Source organism: Psychrosphaera saromensis, assembly GCF_002954545.1.
Lineage (GTDB): Bacteria > Pseudomonadota > Gammaproteobacteria > Enterobacterales > Alteromonadaceae > Psychrosphaera > Psychrosphaera saromensis.
Window position 1 is genome coordinate 3421409 of the sequence record NZ_MSCH01000003.1, and the last position, 21504, is coordinate 3442912.

Sequence of the window (21504 nt, forward strand, 5' to 3'; positions counted from 1 at the left end):
TAGCTTGTAGCCCGCCTATTTAGATTTGTTTTTTTAGCTTTTAGCTAATTTAGATCTTGCCTACAAGATCAAGACTTGGTGTTAATGTCGCTTCGCCTTGTTCCCATGCTGCAGGACAAACTTCACCGTCGTTTTCACGAACATATTGTGCTGCTTTTACTTTGCGAACCATGTCTTTCGCGCTACGACCAATGCCACCAGCATGAATTTCTGCGACTTGGATAACACCGTCTGGGTCTACCAAGAATGTGCCACGGTGTGCCATGTGATCTTCTTCAATCATTACGTCAAAACCTCGAGTAATGTGGCCTGTTTGGTCGCCAAGCATTGGGAATTTTATTTTGCCAATCGCGTCTGACGAGTCATGCCATGCTTTATGCGAGAAATGTGTGTCAGTTGATACTGAGTAAACTTCTACGCCTAAACCTTGTAGCTCTTCGTACTGGTTTGCCATGTCTTCTAATTCTGTAGGACATACAAATGTGAAATCTGCAGGGTAGAACAAGAATATTGCCCAACCTGTTTTAACGCTGTCAGACGTTACTTCTGTGAACTCACCATTGTGGAATGCTTGAGCTGTGAAATCTGGGATAGTTTTGCCTATTTGAGCCATGATAATTTTCCTATTTTTTAGTTATTTACTTTTAATTATTAATTACTGATTTAGTTAAAGCGAAAGCTCGCTTGCTTTCGATGGAGTGATATTAGGGGATAACCATGATTTAGAAAATTTAATAAAATAGAAGTTGATGTTCAGTATTTTTGAACATAAAGTGTGGACATAGGTTCATCTTCAAAAGAATAGAATTCATGATCTCGTTAAAACAACTCACTTACGCTCTTGCCGTTGAGCAGACTTTACATTTTAAAAAAGCCTCTGAGCTTTGTAACGTATCGCAGTCAGCATTAAGCACTGCAATCACCGAGTTAGAAAAACAATTAGACTTACAAATATTTGAACGTAATAACAAGAAAGTGATCATTACTGCCGAGGGCTTATTGGTATTAAACAAAGCAAAGCAGATAAAAATTGAAATTGATGAGTTATATCAATTATCACAAATCAATAAATCTGCACTCACCTCACCTATGACCATGGGGTTAATACCAACCATTGGCCCGTATTTATTACCAAAAGTATTGCCAGAAGTTAGACAACAATACCCAAACTTTAAGTTATCTATTGTGGAAGAGCAGTCACATAACTTAATTGACATGGTCAGAAATGGCGATATTGACGTTGCCGTTTTAGCCCTGCCGTTTCCTATTGATGGTCTAATGGCTTTTGAATTTTGGCAGGAAGATTTTTATTGGGTAAGTCATAAAGATGAATGCCCATCTCAAATGAAAGAGATCACTAGTGATGAGCTTGAACTGGAAAAGCTGATGTTATTAAAAGAAGGTCATTGTCTAAAAGATCATGCACTCGCAGCTTGTAGCCTCCCAATCAATAGCAGTAGTAACAGTAACAAGGGGAATAAAGGTAACGCCAGCTTCAACTCCACCAGCTTACATACGCTAATTCAAATGGTGGCAGGTAAATTGGGCACAACCTTAGTGCCTCAAATGGCGCTTGACCAATTAATTCATACTGAGTCAGAACTTACGGCGGTGCATTTAAACGAACCAGGTCCGCACAGACGTTTGGCTTTTGTAGTACGCCCTAACTATGTAAAAACAAAAGACATTGAACTGTTAAAACAAATCTTTACCAATCAGCTGGAACAGCATTGTGGTTAAGTGGCGAGTTTCGAGTGGCGAGTTCCGAGTTGTGAGTTGTGAGTGGCGAGTGGCGAGAAAAAGATAGAGCTGTTGCTCGAAGCTCGATTCTCGGCGCTCGTTGATTGTTGCTCGAAGCTCGAAGCTCGAGACTCGGCGCTCGTTGCTCGTTGCTCGTTGCTCGTTGCTCGTTGCTCGTTGCTCGTTGCTCGTTGCTCGTTGCTTAAGACTATGTTCTAAAAAAGTGAACATGAACATGTACTTTTCAAAATATACAGATTATAAAAATTCATAGATACTTATTCCATCAACCAAGAGAAGGAATAAAACATGATTTTTTTAATCGACATTATTGAACAGTATTTAAACAAGTACATTTTGAACACTAACGTAAACCAACAAGCACAAGTGTGTAATTACCAAGATAATTATTATGGTGATCAACTTTGTCTTTTTGTTGAGAGCTCTTTTATTGATAGATCTTTTGTGAAAAAGTAGCTGGGGAAACACAATGGCAAAAACAACAACCTTTGCAATTACTCACTTTTCAGTGGCATTTGGCGTTACTTACGCATTAACCGGTGACATTATAATGGGCGGATTAATCGCAATAGTGGAACCAGCTGTAAATACAGTGGCTTATTATTTTCATGAAAAAGTGTGGAATAAAATAGGCAGTAAAAATAACATTACACTGCCCCAACATTGTTAATACTTAAAAAGTTTTTGATGAGCGCAAGCTAAACAAAAGACCTTTTCATTAACAGCGCAGTTTCTCTGGCGGTAGAATTAGGAACAGAGTAATACTCTTTCCTTTTTCCTGTTACTTCAAATTGGTAAGACTCATACAAGCTAATCGCTTTGTTATTTGACTCTCTTACTTCTAAAAACATATTCTCTGTATTTAGCGACTTTGCATGTTCTATAAGGTGTGTCATTAGCTTTTTAGCTAAGCCTTTTCCTTGATGTTCTGGCGCAATACAGATGTTTTCTAATGTCATATCGCCAACCACAAACTCAGCAAAATAATATCCCAAAATTTCACAATCTTTTTGCATATAAAAATTATGGCTGCGGGCGTTAAAACTAGACTCAAATATTTTTTGTGACCAGGGTGACAAATGGCTGCGCTCATCTATTTCTACCAACAAAGGGATATGCGCTTGGTTTAATTCCAGTATTTCAATTTTAGCCACTAGGTTAGTTTTCTTGAATTGTTTGAGCTGACTGAGTTGCATAAGATTGTAACAATAACCATAACTCTTTTTTCTGTGCAGGACTAAGCTCATGAGGTAAAGGCGAGGTGATAACCGTGTCTTGCCCAATACTTTCCAATTGAACATATTGCGCGACAAACTTAGACGCAATTTTCCAATATACTTTTTTATCGCCTTGTTCTTGTATTAAAGCAACCATAGCGTCAAAGGCCAAAACCGATAAGGTTATCTGTGGAAATACCACTTTAATATCCGCAATAAACTTATCTGAGCAATTAAGCCAATGATTTTCCATAGGGGCTTTGGGTGTAGCTACCGTTTCAGATAAAGGCGCCGTTGTTGGTAAATTTGACGTTTGAGACAAAGATGCAGACTGATTTAACCTTGTCGATTCAGAAGTATCAACTGCTGATGTAGCAGCTGTAACCGGTTCTGAATGAGCTTGAACAGGCTTTGGTCTCAACAGCCTAGTTTGCGTCCCAGAGCTTGATGAATTAGGTTCTGGTTTAAGCTCGCCTAATCCAATACTAGCGTGTTCAGAGCCAACGACTGGCTCTGCTGGCGTTTTGTATTTATCGTTAAGATCAAAAGGTGTGATACCTAACTCAACTAAACATTGCTGTTGTAATGACGAATACAAAATAACGCTCTCAATATGAAAAATTAATACTTAAACAGTAAAGAAATGATAGTAAATGAATTTGGGTTTTAATGGAATTGAAAGTTAAACGAGAGGCTAATATTGACGATTGGTAGAAATGCTTTTGTGGTTACATTTTTGCTGATTTTTCTTGCTAATTATTTTGCTAAATAGGCAAATAAAGTGGCAGTAAAGAGGTTTAAATGATCAAGTAATGCCTTGATATGAAAATCTAAGTTTCACTTTAAACGAGCTTGTTTAAAGTGAAACGACTTTCAACCAAAGAGGTGGTGAAAGGTTTACTAAAGTAATTTATCAATTACTTTATATCTTACTACTTATATTTTTTAACGTTTGTCACTTCTGGGTAAAACTTGTCAGCAGAGATAATGTCACTTTCTATTTTTTCAAACCATTCAGCTTGCACGTTTTTGTTATAGTTTAAATATAACTTTCCATCTTCAATGTGCCAAACTTCAGGATCGGTTCCAGCTGTTTTACCACCAGACATAGCCCAAGCACAGTAACCGCCATATTGAGCTGCGTATTTAGTTGGAGCCTGTTTAAATAGCGTTAAGTTTTCTTGGCTAGAGAATTTCCAGGTCGCATCACGCCATACCGTTTGAAACTTATCATTACCTTCAACCGGTTTACTTTCAGTGAAATACGCAACCGTGTCATAACCGCTAATAGCCACACTGTTGAATAGCCCAGTGCTAACCGCATCTTCCTCGGCAAAAGCTGAGAAAGTAAATAATGTAGAAATCAGTAATAGTGTACGTGTTATAAATTTAGTCATAGGTTGCTCCGGTGCTCTCATATGTTTTAATTAGTGTCTGTTTAATTAAACCGTTTATTTACGGAAAAAATTTCACCCTGTTGGAATTATTTAATTCACAATAACAGTGTAGACCATTCAAAATGGCACAGAGGCACAAGTTAATAACTAAGCCTTTTTTTCTAACTCAACAACCTTATCCCAGATAGCTTCTGCTTCAGCGGTGATCATAGCGTAACCTTTTATATTGCCATTTCGCTGGGCATGCATAGCTTCTTCTAACTTACGGTCGTATTGTTTTTTTAATTTCTTGGTTGGATCTTTTTTGAAAAATGAAAACATAATAATTATCTTCTATTAATTGGATGCTAGATAAGTATATACGCAGGAATGACAGTTTTAGATTTGTTTTGGCATAGCTTTAAATGTAATTAGTAGTTTATGACATCCAGCCCTTAGCTTAATGCCTCATATTTCAAAAACTTATTTTATAAACAAGTTATATTTAAGTAGAGATATGAAGCAGAACTAAAGCAAAAGCCTATTCGATAACGCGAACAGGCTTTTAAATTGATACTTAAACTCCGTAAATAGGACAGAGGTAATTCAACTGAGCTTCAAAATTATTTTAACTTTCTAAGACCAATAAAAATAGCAATAACACCACCTGCCATTCCAGCCCAAGCTTCAATAGGTGTATCACCACTTAATGCTCTGGTAACTTGAGAGGTAGCTGCATCAAAAATATTGTATCCCCAAGAAGCTAAAGCAATACCTAAAACCACAAGTACGATACCGATAAGTTTATTATTCATTTTTACTCCAGATTTTTATAATTGTATTTGTTTAAATTAACAGAGACATTTAGCCAAGTTACAAAAACTATAAGTGCACGTCCACGTTATTCTACCGTCGGCGTTTAACTACGCCTTAGTCTTTGTACTTTAATATGTTTGTATATTCGTATTTCTGGCTTAGTGCTGTGTCTAACCTAAATGGCTTCTAACGCTAGCTCTAACATAGTGCGAATTTGTTTTACTATTTTCTGTTCGATCTCAGGTTCAAATTGTTGAATTCTAGGTGTATGAATATGACCCGTTGGAATAGTAGAGTGAAGTTGGTCTCTTAACCTTATACTGCGATACGATATTTCATTGGATAAATAACCGCCCCCAGAACCACTCACTGCTATATGGCCATTAAGCTGAGACAAAGTGTGAGGCTCAATGTCTTTTGGTTTCTGTGAGCCAACTATACTGGTGACTTTATGATTATCAATCACTTTATAAGGCCCTTTAGCCAGTTGCATTTGCTTTATAGGCAAACTAAAAAGCACAAACTCGTCACCCGGTAAGGGAGCATTGTGGAGTTTAGAAATAATAGGCGTTTGTTTAGTACCACCTGAGAGAACATTCACATTATCTGGCGCAGTCACACTTCTACGCTTTCCAGGAAAACGCTCTAAATCAAACTCTGTACGCCCCATGCTAACCGTGACAACCATATCAACATTATTTAATGCGTAGTAAGGCGCAAGTAGCGATTCAATCATACCATCATCAAAATCTTTATAACGAACCGGGATCATAACCGTATTTATTTCAGCTGTAATTCCGTTATAGGTAATAACCTGCCCATCAAGCTTTAACGCCGCGATACCAGATGGGTTACTTTGATTAATATTTCTATCTAATAAAAAAGGGTCAAATCCAGTTAACAATATTTTCTTATCTGTTTTTTGCGTATATTCGAGATCCATCTTCCCTCTAGAGCCTTCCTCAAGCATGGTTAACAAAGCTTGTGTTTGTAGCTCTGAAAGTGCGAATGCTGGTTTAACTGAACGAATCGTTTTACTCGCCAAAAGCCTAGCCCAATATAAAGGACGATCATCAAGTAACGCAGAAGATTGCAGTTTATTCTTAGCGTCTAACCACAACTTTTGAGAGTGCAATATTGTGATGTTTTTTGCTTCTTGGTAACTGCCAGCGCCTTGCCATGCTTGTTTAAACGCATCAATATTACTGGTAAAAGCATTAAGCACTTCTGGCATTTTTACCGCAGCACTTTCAATACGTAATTCTTCAACGGTTAATTCACTTGCATAAGCAAGATTACTAAACATTAACCCCGTTATGGTTATTAATAATTTTTTATTTAACTTATTAAACATATGAGCCAAGCCTCTAAAAAGTGATCCGATTATTTACTAAGTGATAATTTACTAGGTGCAGTTAATTATATGTAACTACTGAGTAGCACTATAAAACAAAAAAACGCCTTACGGCGTTTTTTTATAATCAATTCAATTTGGTAGATAAATCTTAAAGGGCGTGAATTGTTATTCAGGGGTTACTTAAATGCGTTGAGTATATTTTGATTCTTTAATATCCGCATAATATCAATACCACTTTCACTGACACGATAATAAATAGCATGACGGCCATAAACACTGCGTCTATACCCTCCCTTATGTCATTAACAGATTGATACTGTAATGGAGCTTCAGCCAACTGCAAAAAACGTATTGTCATACCATCAATGTAATTTGAAGCCACTGATAATCCAAAATTATCGATTCCAAACTCAAATATTTGGCTGATATCTTCTGCAGCTAATTCACTAAGCTTATAATTCGACATCTGCTTGTTTACGCTTAATGACATCTTGCATTATTTCTTCTGGTGTTTTATCCGTAAAACCGCGACCTTCTGCTTTTATTAACTCATTACGAATACTTTCTATTTGTGTATTACGCATTTGCTCTTTACGTATAAGGTCTCGCAGAACCTCGCTATCACTTGCGTAATTACCCGTCGCCATTTGAGCTTGTATCCACTGTTCTTGTTGGTCGGTAACTGTAATACTTTTTTTGATCATAGCCATAATCAGACACTCTCATTTAACTTAGTACTAATGAGCTTAAGAGTAAGCCCTCGTCATACTTTATGCTACCACAGTAAGCTAAAATTTAAATCTGATTAATAGTAAAGTGTGTTCATATAACGGTTGAACCTAGGGCTACACCAAGATCCCGTTTAAGATAAGTGCAGGCATAAAAAATATACCAGCATAAATAAACGAGCCTGTGACTAATACCGCCACAACACTGAACACAGTTTGCAGAGCAAATACTTTGGGTTGATACAGCGCACTAGACTTAAACGCCGCACGAGCAATAGCCACCTCGGTTTTTAATTGTTCAAACACCATTTGGACTTTGGTAAGAATAGGCTTGAAATACAACGCCAAGAAAGTAAAGACCAACTCCACACCACCTGCATCAGCAAGGAATACAAGCTCAGGCAGCTACTTGTTCAATAAAGACGGGCACAACCAAAGATATTACAACAACAAACAACACCTTCTGAAAGGTACTTAACTTTTCCCACATATCTAATTTCCTTGTGTTTAAACTTAACGTCTATTTATTTACTTTGGTGATTGGCATTAATATCAACCAATACATTTTTAATAAAATGACTACATGCTACAACTGTAGAAATAGGTGCAATATAAAGCGCTAAATTACTTAGTTGAGCATCACCAGAGAAATATACAATTAACTGAATAAATACAATCGGTACCATTGCCATAAAAATAGCAAACCCCAGGTGTTTTTTAACAACACTCTTTATTTCAGCTTCTGTTATAACATTCATTTAAAAACCCATGATAAAATTGAAAGAAACAACATTACCAGTCACTTTTTTAGGTAACTATTTCACCCGACTGTAAGTATAATGATTTCCGGATACTAAGCTTTCATAAACTAACTCATCCGGTTTGAAACTTATTATTTTATATGAATCGTAGTTGTATACATCTGTAGGATCTGATGGAACTAGTTCATCATTTTCAATCCAGCCTTTAAACATTGTAAAATAAATGCCACCAGATACGCCCCAGAAACCAAATTCTTTGCTTTCTATTTTAAGCTTCGAAGATGAGTCCAATACTTTAAACTCGTTAACATAACGTCCATCACGCATCATGTTTTTTATGGTTATATTTGTACCGCCATTCTTATTTGGTTGTTCTGAACGCCATTTACCAACAAAGCCATCTCTGAGTACTTGTTGTTCTGCTGTCATTAGAGGTTTATATTCTGTAACTACATTCTTATCGGTAGAAGCACATCCAGATAAAATAACGAGACATATTCCTATAGTAATTTTCAAATTCATAAACAAACTTTCCTAGTTTTATAGACATAATGACTCCCCACGAAAGAGCAGCTCTCTATGTAATCGTGAGGAAGCTAAAAGCCAGACCCATAATAGTTAATGTTAAATAAACAAAATCTGAGGTTAGTATGAATAAACATAACATACTTTTTATTGGCTTGGACACTCTCTAAAATCTTGTTGAAGCGGCTTACATTTAAGATCAACCTGGAGCGAAACCACTCCCTTTGTCTGAATGTAAAAATCCAAATCAAGTGTTCTGACCCTATAAATTAGTGAAATTGAAGTGGGTGACCTTGTTATAACCTGTGACCACAATACACTGTCGGAGTTTTGGCGCTTGTATGTGTTTATATTGCAAGTAACTCTGGACTGTTTAACAACTCATGAGCCATTTGCCTTAATGCCACAAGGTGAGCATCTTGAATGTCAGTTTTGGATTCTTTACCATTAACCTTATAAACCAACGTACCTACTGCGCCCTCTTTGGCTAACCCAGCGTAATCAGGGCTTAGCTTATTGTCGACATGCGCTCCGCCATCTTTGTTTGCTGCGGCTAGAACAATACTTTTACGAGTTAGTTTGGTTTTAGGATTAAGTACAAATACAACTTGATCCCACCATTTAGAAACTGGCACATATCTTTTTTCAGGTCCCTCGTCTAACGATGGATAGTAGGAGCTACTTCCATCTGAACTTATTGTCCTTTGCCCCATGCCATGAAACATGACTGCCTGAGGAGACATATCGATACATGTTGTAAGTAAATTGATTGTTGTTGCATTTAAATGTTTCAGCAACGAGGTGGATGCTTTCGTATTGTGGAGCAATACCCTAAGTACAGTTGCAATCCTAATAGCTTCGTCGTGGTGGCCTGCATCGTAGCTATCGCAGGACCTCTGAAGGAATCCGATTTGTTTTTTTAAGTGAACGTTAAAATTCATGACTCTCCGGTGTTTTAGACATAACGCCGTGCTCATTTTCAGGCAAAAATGGCGTGATTTTTGGAACAAAAGTCGTGACTCTTTTGACTGTCAAATGCAGCAGCTTGTTAACTCTTATACATTAACTTCCTACATTGATGAATCATACGCGATACATTTTTAGCTGTAAGTTTATCTAGCGCTGACTCATCACCAAAGGATATCAAATTAATTGGTGATTTATTCCCTTTTTGCTGAACCATAAGCGATCCTAATAGGTCAGATGCTTTCTGATTATTTTCAAATCCTCCTTTCAAACAACGCCTAACCCCAGATACCAAGAGATCAACCACTTGCACTCCTTCATAAGCCTTTGAATCGACAAATTGAATGTCGTCACGAACTATCTTTTTAATATCATAGCCTTCAGCATTTTCTAATTCCGGAAACTCATCTATCAAGTACTGAGGGAGATCCCCTTTTTCGTACATAAATTTGTTCATAGGCCTGTAATCACACCAATCCAGCCTTGCCATTGGCTTATCAATTGACCATGTTTGCAATAAATCTAGCCCTAACTTCTGCAACAAGTCTTCGAAGTCATTATTCTTTTCGTCGACTCGCCACCTGAAAAATTTTAGTGAGTTTGGGTATCGTTGTATAAAAAATGGGATTCCACGCTCAATTATTGAATGTAACAAGTCTATTTGGCAGCACAGCTGCATATACAAGACATTTGATAAGTTAGTTATCTGATCTACTTGATAGGTAACGGCATCCTTACCGCCTTGAAACTTCATTCTTGGGTAATTAGCCATAATAGTTTTGGCTTGAGTTAGCTTATGAGTCTCTACTTCCTCTTGCGAGTTGAGACTTGCGTCCGTCGCTGTAGCGAATAATATTGAATTGAAGCAAGCGAGGTTTTCTAAGAACTGAAAGTAATCGGCCTCCTTAAGCTTTCCGAGTTTCACTTCTTCTGTGAATTTATAACCTGATTGAACTTTTAGATTATTAAGGCAATCAGCTATTTTTCTTTTCTCTGCCTCTGGAACAACATAGGCAGCCACTACATTCCATGAGCCGTAAGATGCACCTTTTGACGTAAATGATCCTGACTCATCTATGAATATATACACCCGACTTCCTATTTGACCTGAGAGTTAACATGTTTATAGCGAGCGAATTGCGCGTTTTTCTACCGAGTCATAGCTCACTTTTCTGATTAACTTATTTTTAGCAAAGTTGTTAACCGATTGCCAGTAAAGTAATTTAAATAAACAGTTTAATAAGTACTATGACATAAACGCCCCAACGGGGCGTTTTCCTGACTATGGGAGAAACTTGCATATAAATCTCTAGTCTTTTGCTTTTGCTTTTGCTTTTGCTTTTGCTTTTGCTTTTGCTTTTGCTTTTAAGTCTCCATCCAATATTCCTGAAATAAAATAAGTTTTCCAAAATATGAGACAGGACGTCGAATAAGGGATGGTGTTCAGGGACGAATGTACATCCCGTTTTTGAAGATAAAACTTACTTTTATAGAGGAGCAGAATATTGTTGGAAGCGGCTTTTTTCGGTTACATTTTTGAGCTGTTGCAAAAAGGTAACTCGCCGAGGGGCGAAACCTTAAAGTACATATAAATACGATTATAAATTTAATACTTATAAAACGTATTATGAGCACAATGCAGCTTTTCTAGATAAAAATATTTTATAGAGAATTATAAATTGAAGTTATTAAATTTTAGCTTTGAGAATGAAATTTAAGAAATATGATATATAGAAGAGATAACTTGGCAGGGGCGGAGAGACTCGAACTCCCAACCATCGGTTTTGGAGACCGCTGTTCTACCAATTGGAACTACGCCCCTGCATCGAAGTTGCGCCAATTATACTTAGCAACGCCACAAGGTAAAGCTCAATTTTAAATAATTTTGCATTTTGTGCATTGAACGCTGTTTTATTAGCCAAAAATACGCCCTAACGGAGTTTTGATGCGGTATACTGCCAACAAATACAGCCTTTAAAACCTATCTCATGATCAAAACACCTGAATACAGTTGCCCCATTTGCCTTAATCCTTTGCATAAATCAGCCAATAGCTTGAGTTGTACACAAAATCACATGTTTGATTTTGCCAAAGAAGGTTATATAAATTTATTACCTGTGCAATTAAAAAACTCATTACAACCTGGTGATGATAAAAATATGGTGTTGGCGCGTCGTGAGTTCTTGTTATTAGGCCATTATGATTTTTTACGTCAGGCGTTAGTCAAAACCTTATTGTCATTACCGCATAACAATATTATTGATTTGGGTTGTGGTGAAGGTTACTACACGGACTTTATTCAGAGCCAAACACCTGAGACTAATGTATACGGTGTAGATATTTCTAAGTCAGCGGTTAAGTACGCAGCCAAACGTAATAAGCAAGTGCATTACTGCGTTGCCACTAACTCACATGTCCCTTTTGCCGATAACTTTTCAGATATTATTGTTAATGTATTTGCCCCTTTAATTGGTAAAGAATGCCAGCGTGTATTAAACGACAAAGGTCGTATTTTGTCTGTATCTCCGGGAGCTCAGCATTTAATAGAATTAAAACAATGCATTTACGACACGCCTGAATTACATGACGCGGCCAAACCACCTGAAGGTTTTGCACTGGCAGACAAACAAGATATAGAGCAACAGGTGATATTGAACAATCCAACTGATGTTGAAAACTTGTTAACTATGACACCGTTTGGTTGGAAAATATCTGAGCAGAATAAACAAAGTTTGTTATCACAACTGCCGTTCCAATTAACCTTAAGTTTTACCTTAAACCAATTTACACTGACTAAATAGTGTCCATTGTGAAAATACACAATGCACGATACACAATAAAGAGTAACTTGGTCTGTCAGTATTATTTGTGAACCAAATTAACAATTAGAACGTATATAAGCTAATACCTAAATTTTCTAGCTAAACTTACTAGCTAGGAACCTACAAATATGGATCAATACATGAACAAATTAATCACTTCATTTATTACTATTACATTATTGTTATTAAGTAACTTAGCTGCTGCCGAGCTTTCCGTTGGCGATCAGGCACCAGACTTTAAACTGCAAGCCAGTGATGGTAAAACCTATCAACTATCTGACTTTAAAGGTCAAAAAGCGATTGTATTAGCCTGGTTCCCAAGAGCATTTACCAATGGTTGCACCATTGAATGTAAATCACTGGCTGACAATGGACATTTATTAAAAGACTTTAACGCTCAATACTTTATGGCAAGTACTGACGAGTTATCTAAAAATAAAGAATTTGCGCAAGAAACTAAAGCTGACTTTCCGTTATTAAGCGACCCTACCGCTGAAACGGCAGATGCTTATGGTGTTAGCTTTATGGGTTACGCTAAACGTCATACTTTTTATATTGATAAGACTGGCAAAATAGTGATGATTGACCGTAACGTACGTCCGGCAACATCAGCAGAAGATATGGCGAAACACATGAGTCGATTAGACTTTTAGACCTGACATCATTTATGATAAAGCGGCTTTAGGGCCGCTTACTTTTAAGGCTGTATTGAGTTCAAGCCCTAAGCAATGGATTTGTATCACCAGGTGTAAATGGATATGTTAGCCATAGATAAATATATAAAAGTCCCTAATAGCTATATTAAAGCAACAGCAATACTCATCATGGTGTTTTGCCTTAATGCTTGCGCGGGGAAAACTGTATATTTGTTTAATACCGGTTATTCGCAAGACGCTATCAATCAAGTGTCCGAACAACTGGTGTTGTTAGGTTATAAGGTTGAAGCGGTTGATGCTGAAATTCCACCTGAGTTTACTGATACCGCAATTGCCACCCATCCTGTTTTCTCAGCGCCTAATGATCTTACACTCATTGAAGACATATTAAGCAAAGCGACATTCCCCTTGCCTAAGTATTATCAATTTGCCCAAGGAAACCACTTCTATGGTGTTGATAATATTGGACTGTATTTACGCAATGGTGAGCAAACAAAAATGCCTCCGGTAATGAGTGAGAAGTCTTGTAAAAAAGATGGTAAAGAGATTGATGCTACTTTTGAGTTTTTTAAAACAGGTGATGTGAGAATTGAACTTGAGATTTATATAAATCGTGAGTTTGTACAAGGTACTAATCAAGTATTTAGTGGCAAATACAAATTAATAAAGGACAGTATTCAATTTGAGTTCCCCAAATTTAATACCGATTATTTATCAATTAGAGAAGTGACAGTGCAAACTCATTTTGGCGAACGACAAGCTGATCATCTTGTTTTCCATTCCAAACAAAATAATACGTTAATTGAAAACTGTTTGTTTGAAGCTATTTACGACTAAGCCGTTACTACTAGCTATTTTATAATAAAAGCGTTTACGATGAAGCGACCTTAGCCAATAAATGCTCATCAAAGTACTGTTTAACACCTGTGCGGGCATCAACTTTAAATGAAGCATTTTTTAATACCCCTTCTAAGCTAAATCCGTTTTTCTCTAATACTCGTATCGACGCTTTATTTTGTGCCACCACAGATACAAACAATCTATTTAGCTTGTTTGTACTAAACAATGACTCAGAAAACTGCTTAACGGCTTCTGTGGTGATACCTAAATTCCAAAATTGCTTGCCAATCCAATAACCTAACTCAGCACTATTGTTATATTCAAACTGCCCTACTGTTGCTGAAATACAGCCGACAAACTGTCCTTGGTATTCAATTGCCTTTATGTGATCCGTTTGATTAGCGTGTTCAATCCACCACAATGCGTCGTCTACAGTATAAGGGCTTGGAATCGCTCCAGTTATATATTGAGTGACGTCTGGCGTGTTTAGATAGGTGACTAAGAGTTCAGCATCTGAGGTTTGAAATTGTCTGAGGGTGATCATCACACTTACTCTTATATTTGAGTTACGAGTTACGAGCAAAATATTAAAACATGATTTATGCACCAAGCAAAGGTAGGTGTTTTACTTTTTGGTAGGTTAATGCCAGTTGAATGCAATGTTTAACCGCAGTGTTAACCGTTGCCTGTTCAGCCTGACTTAAGTCAACATTTAACACGATTGCCCTATTGCCTTGAAACTCTAATACATCACCATACAGTTCTCTAAAGGTATCTACTAATTTGGTTTGGCAGTTAAAGAACAGGTAGTAGTTATCTGGTGTAGCCGCTTTCCAGTCCATTCTGATTGGACTGCCGGTTTTTACTTTAAAGCTAGGCTCTCCCCACTTTACACTTTCTTCAATAGCACCAAGCTCTAGTTCAATAACGAGTGAGTAAATTAGCTGACGTAATGCATTTAATGAAGGTTTGACGCTCTCAGGGTATTGTTCAAGCTTATTTTGAATATCCGTGTTTGTCATAGCGTCCCTTTATACATTACTCGTTTGGTTATTCAGGCTTTTACTTTAATAGCCCTGACTCTATTGGGGTAAACTGATCGACGCTTTTGATTAGTGATTGTGCTGTTAATTGCTGTACACCAATGACTTGAGTTTTCACTTGGTATTTTTCTTTGATTTTATGCATTAATAAATCAAAGTCGCCGTCGCCGGATAATAAAATTATATGGTCAAGCTGTTCAGCAGCTTCCATAATATCAACGGTGATTCCCACATCCCAATCGCCTTTGGCGCTACCATCACTGCGTTGGATAAAGGGTTTCAATTTGATATCAAAACCTATATGTCTTAACGCATCCTGGAATTTACGTTGGCCGTCATTATTGCTGGCGATTGCGTAGGCATTGGCAATTTCAATATTGCCTAAATAGCTAATATCCTGCCAAAACTGACGGTAATTAAACTGGCGGTTAAACGCCTGTTTAGTGGTGTAATAGATGTTTTGAATATCAACGAAAATGCCAATTTTTGGCAAGTTCTTTTGCTTTTCCTGTTCAGCCAAAAGTGCTTGCGCTTTTTTGTCTGCCGCGGCTTTTTCTAATTCAGCTGCTGTTGGCTCTTTATACTCAAATGGTGCATCTAAGTCTTCCACTTATTTAGCCTTGTTCGCAATTTGTTGAATTTCTTCGTCTAACTCTGTTGGATAAAAAACAGCGCCTTCGTCATCTGGTAATGGAAATACCACAACTGATAATTCGTCTTCTTCAAGGCCCGTTGTCCACTTCTTGTGCCACTCAGCTAACGGAATAGATTTAGGTTCAAATCCTTCCCACTCGTTAGTCGCCCACATTTGTGCAAACTCTTCATTTGGCCAAACAGGAATGCAGTCTTCTTCATCCGTTGTCACCATAACAGAGCCGTGCTCATCCGTTAATATCCATACTTCTTGGTTAGCAACCACTTGCTTTAACAAGTATTTGCATCTTTGCTCTGCATCAAAATTAAGTATTTCTGTTTTACGGCTTTGTTCTAATGGTTGATTGCTCATGAACTTATCCTAGTGATTTTCTTTGGCGTGATTAACCGTATATTTTGGAATTTCTACCACTAAGTCTTCATCTTTAATAATGACTTGGCAGCTCAAACGTGACTCAGGCTCTAAGCCCCATGCACGGTCTAACATGTCATCTTCTAGTTCATCACTTTCATCCAATGAATCAAATCCTTCACGAATGATCATATGACAGGTTGTACAAGCACATACTTTTTCACAAGCATGTTCAACGTCAATATCGCTTCGTAAGGCAACGTCTAAAACGGTTTCGCCTTTTTTAGCTTCTACAACTGCGCCGTCTGGGCAAAGATCTTCGTTTGGTAAAAATATAATTTGTGGCATGTTATTAATTCTCTATAAATCGTTAATCTGTTTTACTTATTCGTATTCTGCTAACACAAGGTAAGTGACTAAACTGCATCCACCGAATGACCGGTAAGTGCTACTTTAATGCTGTTTTCCATGCGTCTTGCGGCAAATGGCTGACTGGTATCGTCTAAAAATTTAATCGCATGTTTAATCGCCTGGCCGTCTGTGCCTTGGGTCGTTAATTTTAACTTACCAATCGCTTGTTCAATCGCTAGTTTATCATCTTCAGATAAAAGCTCTGGAGACTCTGACATTGCAGCGTCTAATGCTTCCATCATACGAATAGCATCAACTTGCTGCTCACGTAACATACGCGCTTGAATATCTTCTTTGGCGTTAGTCATTGATGCTTTGATCATATCTGCAATTTCAAATTGCTCTAAACCATAAGACGGTTTTACTTGGATAGATGACTCAACACCTGTAGATTTTTCAAGTGCGGTCACACTTAATAAACCGTCGGCATCAATATTAAACGTTACTCGTATAACGGCAATCCCCGCGGTTAGTGGAGGAATGTCTTTTAATACAAATCTAGCCAATGAGCGACAGTCGTCGACCAATTCACGTTCACCTTGTAACACATGAATCGCCATCATAGTTTGGCCATCTTTATAGGTGGTAAACTCTTGCGCTCTCGCCACTGGAATTGTGGTATTTCTTGGAATGACTTTTTCAACCAATCCGCCCATGGTTTCTAACCCTAGCGACAATGGCGTGACATCTAGTAACAGCATGTCAGAATCTGGTTTGTTACCCGCTAATAAATCAGCTTGAATTGACGCGCCTATTGCGACAACTTGGTCTGGGTCTATTGACGTTAGTGGTTCTCTAGCAAAAAATGCTTTTACTTGCTCACGCACGTAAGGAACTCGTGTAGAGCCACCAACCATAACAACTTCTAGGACTTGTTCTTTCTCTACATCGGCATCTTTTAATGCACGACGACAACTGCGTAATGTGCTTTTTACTAAATCGGCAATTGAGTTTTCAAAATCTTGTTTGCTAAAGCTACCACTAATCTTTTGCGGTGTAGTTTGAGATTCAATTTCAATCTCATAATCAACACTATCGGTGTCGGATAATTGCTCTTTTATCTTGCAACCTAAATCCGCTAATTTACGCAAACTTTTGGCTGATAGTTCAGTGTCTATTCCGGCTTTTGCTAAAATAGACTCAACAATTTTACTATCAAAATCATCACCACCAAGTGCGGTATCGCCACCAGTTGATAACACTTCAAACACACCTTTGTTTAAACGTAAGATAGAGATATCGAATGTGCCGCCACCTAGGTCATAAATAGCAACTATGCCTTCTTGGCCTGAGTCTAAACCATAAGCAACTGCCGCAGCAGTTGGCTCATTGATCAGTCTTAATACGTTTATGCCGGCCAATTGTGCAGCGTCTTTTGTACCTTGACGTTGGGCATCATCAAAGTGCGCAGGAACCGTAATAACCGCCCCCACTAAATCACCACCTAATGTGTTTTCTGCTTGTTGCTTTAATACATATAAAATTTCAGCAGACACTTCAATTGGGTTTTTCTCACCTTGGGAGGTAAGCAAGCTTAACTTGTTTTGTTTTTCTACAAAGATATACGGTAATTTGCCATAAGTAGAGTTAATGTCGGCGAGTCCACGGCCTAAAAAACGCTTAACCGATACTATGGTATTTTCTGGGTCATTCTCTGCATTTGCTTTGGCTGCAAAGCCAACATTGACAGTACGGTCTGCGCCATAATGCACAACAGAAGGTAAGCTAAATCGACCTTGAGAGTCTGGTAATACTTTTGCTTCACCACTTCTTACCGAGGCAACTAATGAGTTGGTTGTGCCTAAGTCTATGCCTATAGCTAGTTTGTGTTCATGGGGATTGGTACTTTGGCCCGGTTCTGCTATTTGTAATAATGCCATGTGTATTTCACCTGTATTTCTTATTTTTGCTCTTATAACGAACAGTCAAATTAAAAGTCGAGAAGTTTTTCTTCTAGCTGTTGTGCTTCGTCTTTTAGTTTGTAGATAAATCTTAATTTTCGCACTGCATCGGCAGCTGACTCGTAAGAGGCTTGCTTAAATTCAGATTCAAATTTTTCTGTGAATTCATCCATTAACTTTTTGATGTCAGCATAAAAACGGTCAAATGCCGCTTCGACATCTGAGGCTGACTCTATTTCTTCTAACTCTTCACGTAATTCCATTTGCTGCATCAAGAACATACCATCACGAATAGTGTGTTGTTCATGACGGACGTCAAAACCATGTTCTGACACCATATACTCTGCACGATTTAATGGTTTTTTTAGTGTTTCGTAAGCATCGTTTACTTCTGCGGCTCTTTGTACCGACAATAACTTTTCGTTTTCTGAAGCGTTAGCGTGGTTATCTGGATGCACTTTTTTTTGAATTTCGCGGTATCGCTCCAGCAGCAAGTCGTTATCAATTTGAAAGCTAACTGGTAATTCAAACAAGTCAAAAAATCGCATTTATAGTCCTTTGAATTTGGTCTATCAGAAACAGATAAGGCCACGAATAGTTCATGGCCTTAACAAAATAGTAATTTAACCTAGTCCGAAGACTTTGGTCGAAAAACGATGCGCTTATACAGTGAAGCTTTATTTAAACAGTAAAGCTTTCACCACAACCGCATTCGTCTTTTTGATTTGGATTAGTAAATTCAAACCCTTCGTTTAAGCCATTTTTAACAAAATCGAGTTGAGTGCCGTCTAAATAAACCAGACTTTTAGCATCAACAATCACTTTAACGTCTTGATGCTCAAACACGCTATCGCCTTCTTCTAGTTCATCAACGAACTCAAGAACATAGGCTAAGCCAGAGCAACCTGTGGTTTTCACCCCAAGTCTTAACCCTAAACCTTTACCACGATTTTCTATAAACGTTCTAACGCGATTTGCTGCCGCGTCAGTTAAACTGATGGCCATCTACAACTACTCCCAAACCAAACTAGTCAGTTAATTACTTTTTTGATTTATAATCTTCAATCGCTGCTTTAATGGCGTCTTCTGCCAAAATAGAACAGTGAATTTTTACTGGTGGTAACGCTAACTCTTCTGCGATTAAAGTATTACTTAACTTTTGCGCTTCTTCGATTGACTTACCTTTCACCCACTCAGTTACAAGCGATGAAGAAGCGATGGCAGAGCCACAACCGTAAGTTTTAAATTTAGCGTCTTCAATTATGCCACTTTCGTTGATCTTTAATTGAAGTTTCATAACGTCACCACATGCTGGCGCGCCAACCATACCGGTTGCAATTGTTGGGTCATTCTTATCAAAAGAACCAACGTTACGAGGGTTTTCGTAATGATCTATTACTTTTTCACTATAAGCCATTTGAAGCTCCTTAACCGTTTATCGGTTAGTATAAATGTACAGGCTTGCAGCGTACTTATGTAGCGCTGCATACTATTATCTTGTGTACTAGTGGGCTTCCCACTCAATCGTACTTAGGTCAACACCGTCTTTAAACATTTCCCATAAAGGAGACATTTCACGAAGTTTATCTATTGAATTATTTACTTGACCAATTACGTGATCAATTTCTTCTTCCGTTGTAAAACGACCTATGCTGAAACGGATTGAACTATGAGCTAGTTCATCAGTTAAGCCTAATGCGCGTAATACATAAGATGGCTCTAAGCTAGCTGATGTACATGCAGAACCAGACGATACTGCCATGTCTTTTAATGCCATTATCAAGCTTTCGCCTTCAACAAAGTTAAAGCTAACGTTAAAGATACCTGGTACACGATGTTCCATGTCACCATTTATATAAGTTTCTTCAATGTGTTTTACGCCTTCCCATAGACGAGCGCGTAATGCTTCAATGTGCTTAGTATCTTTTGCCATGTCTTCTTTTGCGATACGGAATGCTTCACCCATACCAACAATTTGATGTACTGGAAGTGTACCAGAACGGAAACCACGTTCATGACCGCCACCGTGCATTTGTGCTTCTAAACGAATGCGAGGCTTACGGCTTACATATAATGCGCCGATACCTTTAGGACCATAAATTTTATGAGCAGAGAAAGACATTAAGTCTACTTTTAACTCTCTAAGGTCAATTGGTGTTTTACCTGCACTTTGCGCTGCATCTACATGGAATACAATTTTACGTGCACGACACAATTCACCGATTTTAGCGATATCTTGGATAACACCAATTTCGTTATTAACATGCATGATGCTAACTAACACTGTGTCATCACGCATTGCTGCTTCTAATACGTTTAAGTCAACAAGACCATTTGGTAACACGTTCAAATACGTTACTTCAAAACCTTGACGTTCTAATTCACGACAAGTATCTAAAACCGCTTTATGCTCAGTTTGAGCCGTGATGATGTGCTTACCTTTTTTAGAATAAAAGTTTGCAGCGCCTTTTATTGCTAGGTTATTTGATTCAGTTGCACCAGATGTAAATACGATTTCACGAGGGTCAGCATTAACTAATTCGGCAATGTTGTTACGAGCTATATCAATTAGCTCTTCTGCTTGCCAACCGTAACGGTGAGAACGAGAAGCCGGATTACCAAACGTGCCATCCATAGTCAGACACTTCATCATTTCCTCAGCTACACGAGGGTCAACAGGCGTTGTTGCCGCGTAATCTAGGTAAATTGGTAATTTCATTAATTTCTCCACGTATAATAATTGCGCTCAAATTTTATCAAGCGAAACAAATTCTTTAAATATTTATATGTTATTCACGGTTAACTGTTCATTAGTCGAACAGATTTTATCTTGTCGTTTGGCGATGTCTTGAACGTTATTACGCTCAACCAATTCGCCCAAACTAATCTCGCTTAAAAAGCTTTCAATACGTTCACTTAAATCAGTCCATAAATGGTGAGTTAAACACGTAGTACCGTTTTGACAATTTCCCTTGCCTTGACACTTAGTTGCGTCAACACTTTCATCAACGGCAGCGATAACTGCTCGGATTGAAATTTCGTTTGCATCTCTAGCTAAAAAGTATCCACCACCTGGGCCACGTACACTACTTACTAATTCGTGTTTACGTAATTTGGCAAACAACTGTTCTAAATAAGAAAGTGAAATACCTTGGCGCTCTGAAATATCGGTTAATGGAACTGGACCTGCATCTGTATGCAAAGATACATCTAACATTGCAGTTACTGCATATCGACCTTTAGATGTTAGTTTCATTACCAGACCTCATGTAAAATGGGTGAATTAAATGGAAGTAGTTAGATACAAATATCTTATGT

General features: G+C 37.9%; 31 protein-coding genes and 1 tRNA gene. 6 read left to right on the forward strand and 26 right to left on the reverse strand.

The window, feature by feature from the left end:
- Positions 1–49: 49 nt before the first annotated feature.
- Positions 50–613, reverse strand: coding sequence for an alkyl hydroperoxide reductase subunit C (ahpC, locus tag BTO11_RS15430; RefSeq protein WP_219846477.1), 564 nt, complete (start codon positions 611–613; stop codon positions 50–52).
- Between the two features lie 197 nt (positions 614–810).
- Here ahpC and BTO11_RS15435 point away from each other — a divergent pair, with 197 nt between their 5' ends.
- The 3 genes from BTO11_RS15435 to BTO11_RS15440 all read left to right on the forward strand — a co-directional run bounded on the left by BTO11_RS15435 (position 811) and on the right by BTO11_RS15440 (position 2431).
- On the forward strand, positions 811–1740 hold the full coding sequence (locus BTO11_RS15435) for a hydrogen peroxide-inducible genes activator (protein WP_105053437.1): 930 nt from the start codon (positions 811–813) through the stop codon (positions 1738–1740).
- A 309-nt stretch (positions 1741–2049) separates the two neighbouring features.
- The gene (locus BTO11_RS16530) at positions 2050–2217 is read left to right on the forward strand and encodes a hypothetical protein (RefSeq protein WP_181135935.1); all 168 of its coding nucleotides are present in this window, start codon (positions 2050–2052) and stop codon (positions 2215–2217) included.
- 13 nt (positions 2218–2230) lie between these two features.
- Entirely contained in the window at positions 2231–2431 is a 201-nt protein-coding gene (locus BTO11_RS15440; protein ID WP_105053438.1) for a DUF2061 domain-containing protein, read from the forward strand.
- 28 nt (positions 2432–2459) lie between these two features.
- On the opposite strand, the gene rimI is transcribed toward BTO11_RS15440, so the two are convergent.
- The 14 genes from rimI to BTO11_RS15505 form a co-directional block, all read right to left on the reverse strand.
- Positions 2460–2915 carry a ribosomal protein S18-alanine N-acetyltransferase gene (gene rimI, locus BTO11_RS15445; protein WP_181135936.1) on the reverse strand — a complete coding sequence of 152 codons (456 nt, stop codon included), beginning with the start codon at positions 2913–2915 and terminating at the stop codon, positions 2460–2462.
- Between the two features lie 4 nt (positions 2916–2919).
- Positions 2920–3576, reverse strand: a complete 657-nt coding sequence (locus BTO11_RS16535; protein ID WP_181135937.1) for a hypothetical protein — start codon at positions 3574–3576, stop codon at positions 2920–2922.
- A 334-nt stretch (positions 3577–3910) separates the two neighbouring features.
- Entirely contained in the window at positions 3911–4375 is a 465-nt protein-coding gene (locus tag BTO11_RS15450; RefSeq protein ID WP_105053440.1) for a YHS domain-containing (seleno)protein, read from the reverse strand.
- Positions 4376–4522: 147 nt separating this feature from the next.
- Positions 4523–4696: a DUF6435 family protein gene (locus BTO11_RS15455; protein WP_105053441.1), complete on the reverse strand. Its 174-nt coding sequence runs from the start codon at positions 4694–4696 to the stop codon at positions 4523–4525.
- Between the two features lie 281 nt (positions 4697–4977).
- Positions 4978–5169: a DUF3185 family protein gene (locus tag BTO11_RS15460; RefSeq protein ID WP_105053442.1), complete on the reverse strand. Its 192-nt coding sequence runs from the start codon at positions 5167–5169 to the stop codon at positions 4978–4980.
- A 176-nt stretch (positions 5170–5345) separates the two neighbouring features.
- Positions 5346–6524 (reverse strand): pyroglutamyl-peptidase I, encoded by a 1179-nt coding sequence (locus BTO11_RS15465; protein WP_105053443.1) that lies wholly within the window; start codon positions 6522–6524, stop codon positions 5346–5348.
- A gap of 211 nt (positions 6525–6735) precedes the next feature.
- Entirely contained in the window at positions 6736–6993 is a 258-nt protein-coding gene (locus BTO11_RS15470; RefSeq protein ID WP_219846478.1) for a type II toxin-antitoxin system RelE/ParE family toxin, read from the reverse strand.
- The gene (locus tag BTO11_RS15475) at positions 6980–7237 is read right to left on the reverse strand and encodes a type II toxin-antitoxin system ParD family antitoxin (RefSeq protein ID WP_105053444.1); all 258 of its coding nucleotides are present in this window, start codon (positions 7235–7237) and stop codon (positions 6980–6982) included. The genes BTO11_RS15470 and BTO11_RS15475 overlap by 14 nt, the downstream gene beginning before the upstream one ends.
- A gap of 135 nt (positions 7238–7372) precedes the next feature.
- Complete coding sequence (locus BTO11_RS15480) at positions 7373–7603, reverse strand: hypothetical protein (protein ID WP_146105501.1); 231 nt, start codon at positions 7601–7603, stop codon at positions 7373–7375.
- A gap of 176 nt (positions 7604–7779) precedes the next feature.
- A complete protein-coding gene (locus BTO11_RS15485) occupies positions 7780–8013 on the reverse strand; it encodes a hypothetical protein (protein ID WP_105053446.1) in 234 nt (77 codons plus the stop codon).
- A 57-nt stretch (positions 8014–8070) separates the two neighbouring features.
- Complete coding sequence (locus tag BTO11_RS15490) at positions 8071–8532, reverse strand: hypothetical protein (RefSeq protein ID WP_146105502.1); 462 nt, start codon at positions 8530–8532, stop codon at positions 8071–8073.
- Between the two features lie 356 nt (positions 8533–8888).
- Positions 8889–9284 (reverse strand): hypothetical protein, encoded by a 396-nt coding sequence (locus BTO11_RS15495; protein WP_146105503.1) that lies wholly within the window; start codon positions 9282–9284, stop codon positions 8889–8891.
- A 305-nt stretch (positions 9285–9589) separates the two neighbouring features.
- On the reverse strand, positions 9590–10597 hold the full coding sequence (locus tag BTO11_RS15500) for a DUF3800 domain-containing protein (RefSeq protein WP_105053449.1): 1008 nt from the start codon (positions 10595–10597) through the stop codon (positions 9590–9592).
- A 655-nt stretch (positions 10598–11252) separates the two neighbouring features.
- Positions 11253–11329, reverse strand: a tRNA-Trp gene (locus BTO11_RS15505).
- A gap of 166 nt (positions 11330–11495) precedes the next feature.
- Here BTO11_RS15505 and BTO11_RS15510 point away from each other — a divergent pair.
- The 3 genes from BTO11_RS15510 to BTO11_RS15520 all read left to right on the forward strand — a co-directional run bounded on the left by BTO11_RS15510 (position 11496) and on the right by BTO11_RS15520 (position 13822).
- Positions 11496–12308: a putative RNA methyltransferase gene (locus BTO11_RS15510; RefSeq protein WP_105053450.1), complete on the forward strand. Its 813-nt coding sequence runs from the start codon at positions 11496–11498 to the stop codon at positions 12306–12308.
- A gap of 161 nt (positions 12309–12469) precedes the next feature.
- Positions 12470–12982: a peroxiredoxin gene (locus BTO11_RS15515; RefSeq protein ID WP_105053797.1), complete on the forward strand. Its 513-nt coding sequence runs from the start codon at positions 12470–12472 to the stop codon at positions 12980–12982.
- A 105-nt stretch (positions 12983–13087) separates the two neighbouring features.
- Positions 13088–13822, forward strand: coding sequence for a hypothetical protein (locus tag BTO11_RS15520; RefSeq protein ID WP_146105504.1), 735 nt, complete (start codon positions 13088–13090; stop codon positions 13820–13822).
- Between the two features lie 34 nt (positions 13823–13856).
- Here BTO11_RS15520 and BTO11_RS15525 read toward each other — a convergent pair whose 3' ends face one another.
- From BTO11_RS15525 to iscR, 11 genes are all read right to left on the reverse strand, one after another.
- Positions 13857–14369: a GNAT family N-acetyltransferase gene (locus tag BTO11_RS15525; protein ID WP_105053452.1), complete on the reverse strand. Its 513-nt coding sequence runs from the start codon at positions 14367–14369 to the stop codon at positions 13857–13859.
- Positions 14370–14424: 55 nt separating this feature from the next.
- Positions 14425–14847: a DUF1801 domain-containing protein gene (locus BTO11_RS15530; RefSeq protein WP_105053453.1), complete on the reverse strand. Its 423-nt coding sequence runs from the start codon at positions 14845–14847 to the stop codon at positions 14425–14427.
- Positions 14848–14887: 40 nt separating this feature from the next.
- Positions 14888–15361, reverse strand: coding sequence for an NYN domain-containing protein (locus BTO11_RS15535; protein ID WP_105053798.1), 474 nt, complete (start codon positions 15359–15361; stop codon positions 14888–14890).
- A 117-nt stretch (positions 15362–15478) separates the two neighbouring features.
- Positions 15479–15874: a DUF2750 domain-containing protein gene (locus BTO11_RS15540; RefSeq protein ID WP_105053454.1), complete on the reverse strand. Its 396-nt coding sequence runs from the start codon at positions 15872–15874 to the stop codon at positions 15479–15481.
- Between the two features lie 9 nt (positions 15875–15883).
- Positions 15884–16222, reverse strand: a complete 339-nt coding sequence (gene fdx, locus BTO11_RS15545) for an ISC system 2Fe-2S type ferredoxin (protein WP_105053455.1) — start codon at positions 16220–16222, stop codon at positions 15884–15886.
- Positions 16223–16290: 68 nt separating this feature from the next.
- A complete protein-coding gene (gene hscA / locus BTO11_RS15550) occupies positions 16291–18165 on the reverse strand; it encodes a Fe-S protein assembly chaperone HscA (RefSeq protein ID WP_105053456.1) in 1875 nt (624 codons plus the stop codon).
- A gap of 50 nt (positions 18166–18215) precedes the next feature.
- A complete protein-coding gene (hscB, locus tag BTO11_RS15555; RefSeq protein ID WP_105053457.1) occupies positions 18216–18734 on the reverse strand; it encodes a co-chaperone HscB in 519 nt (172 codons plus the stop codon).
- A 133-nt stretch (positions 18735–18867) separates the two neighbouring features.
- Positions 18868–19191 carry an iron-sulfur cluster assembly protein IscA gene (gene iscA / locus BTO11_RS15560; protein ID WP_105053458.1) on the reverse strand — a complete coding sequence of 108 codons (324 nt, stop codon included), beginning with the start codon at positions 19189–19191 and terminating at the stop codon, positions 18868–18870.
- Between the two features lie 34 nt (positions 19192–19225).
- Entirely contained in the window at positions 19226–19603 is a 378-nt protein-coding gene (gene iscU / locus BTO11_RS15565; protein ID WP_105053459.1) for a Fe-S cluster assembly scaffold IscU, read from the reverse strand.
- A gap of 87 nt (positions 19604–19690) precedes the next feature.
- The gene (locus BTO11_RS15570; protein WP_105053460.1) at positions 19691–20905 is read right to left on the reverse strand and encodes an IscS subfamily cysteine desulfurase; all 1215 of its coding nucleotides are present in this window, start codon (positions 20903–20905) and stop codon (positions 19691–19693) included.
- Between the two features lie 63 nt (positions 20906–20968).
- Positions 20969–21442 carry a Fe-S cluster assembly transcriptional regulator IscR gene (gene iscR / locus BTO11_RS15575; RefSeq protein ID WP_105053461.1) on the reverse strand — a complete coding sequence of 158 codons (474 nt, stop codon included), beginning with the start codon at positions 21440–21442 and terminating at the stop codon, positions 20969–20971.
- Between the last annotated feature and the right edge of the window lie 62 nt (positions 21443–21504).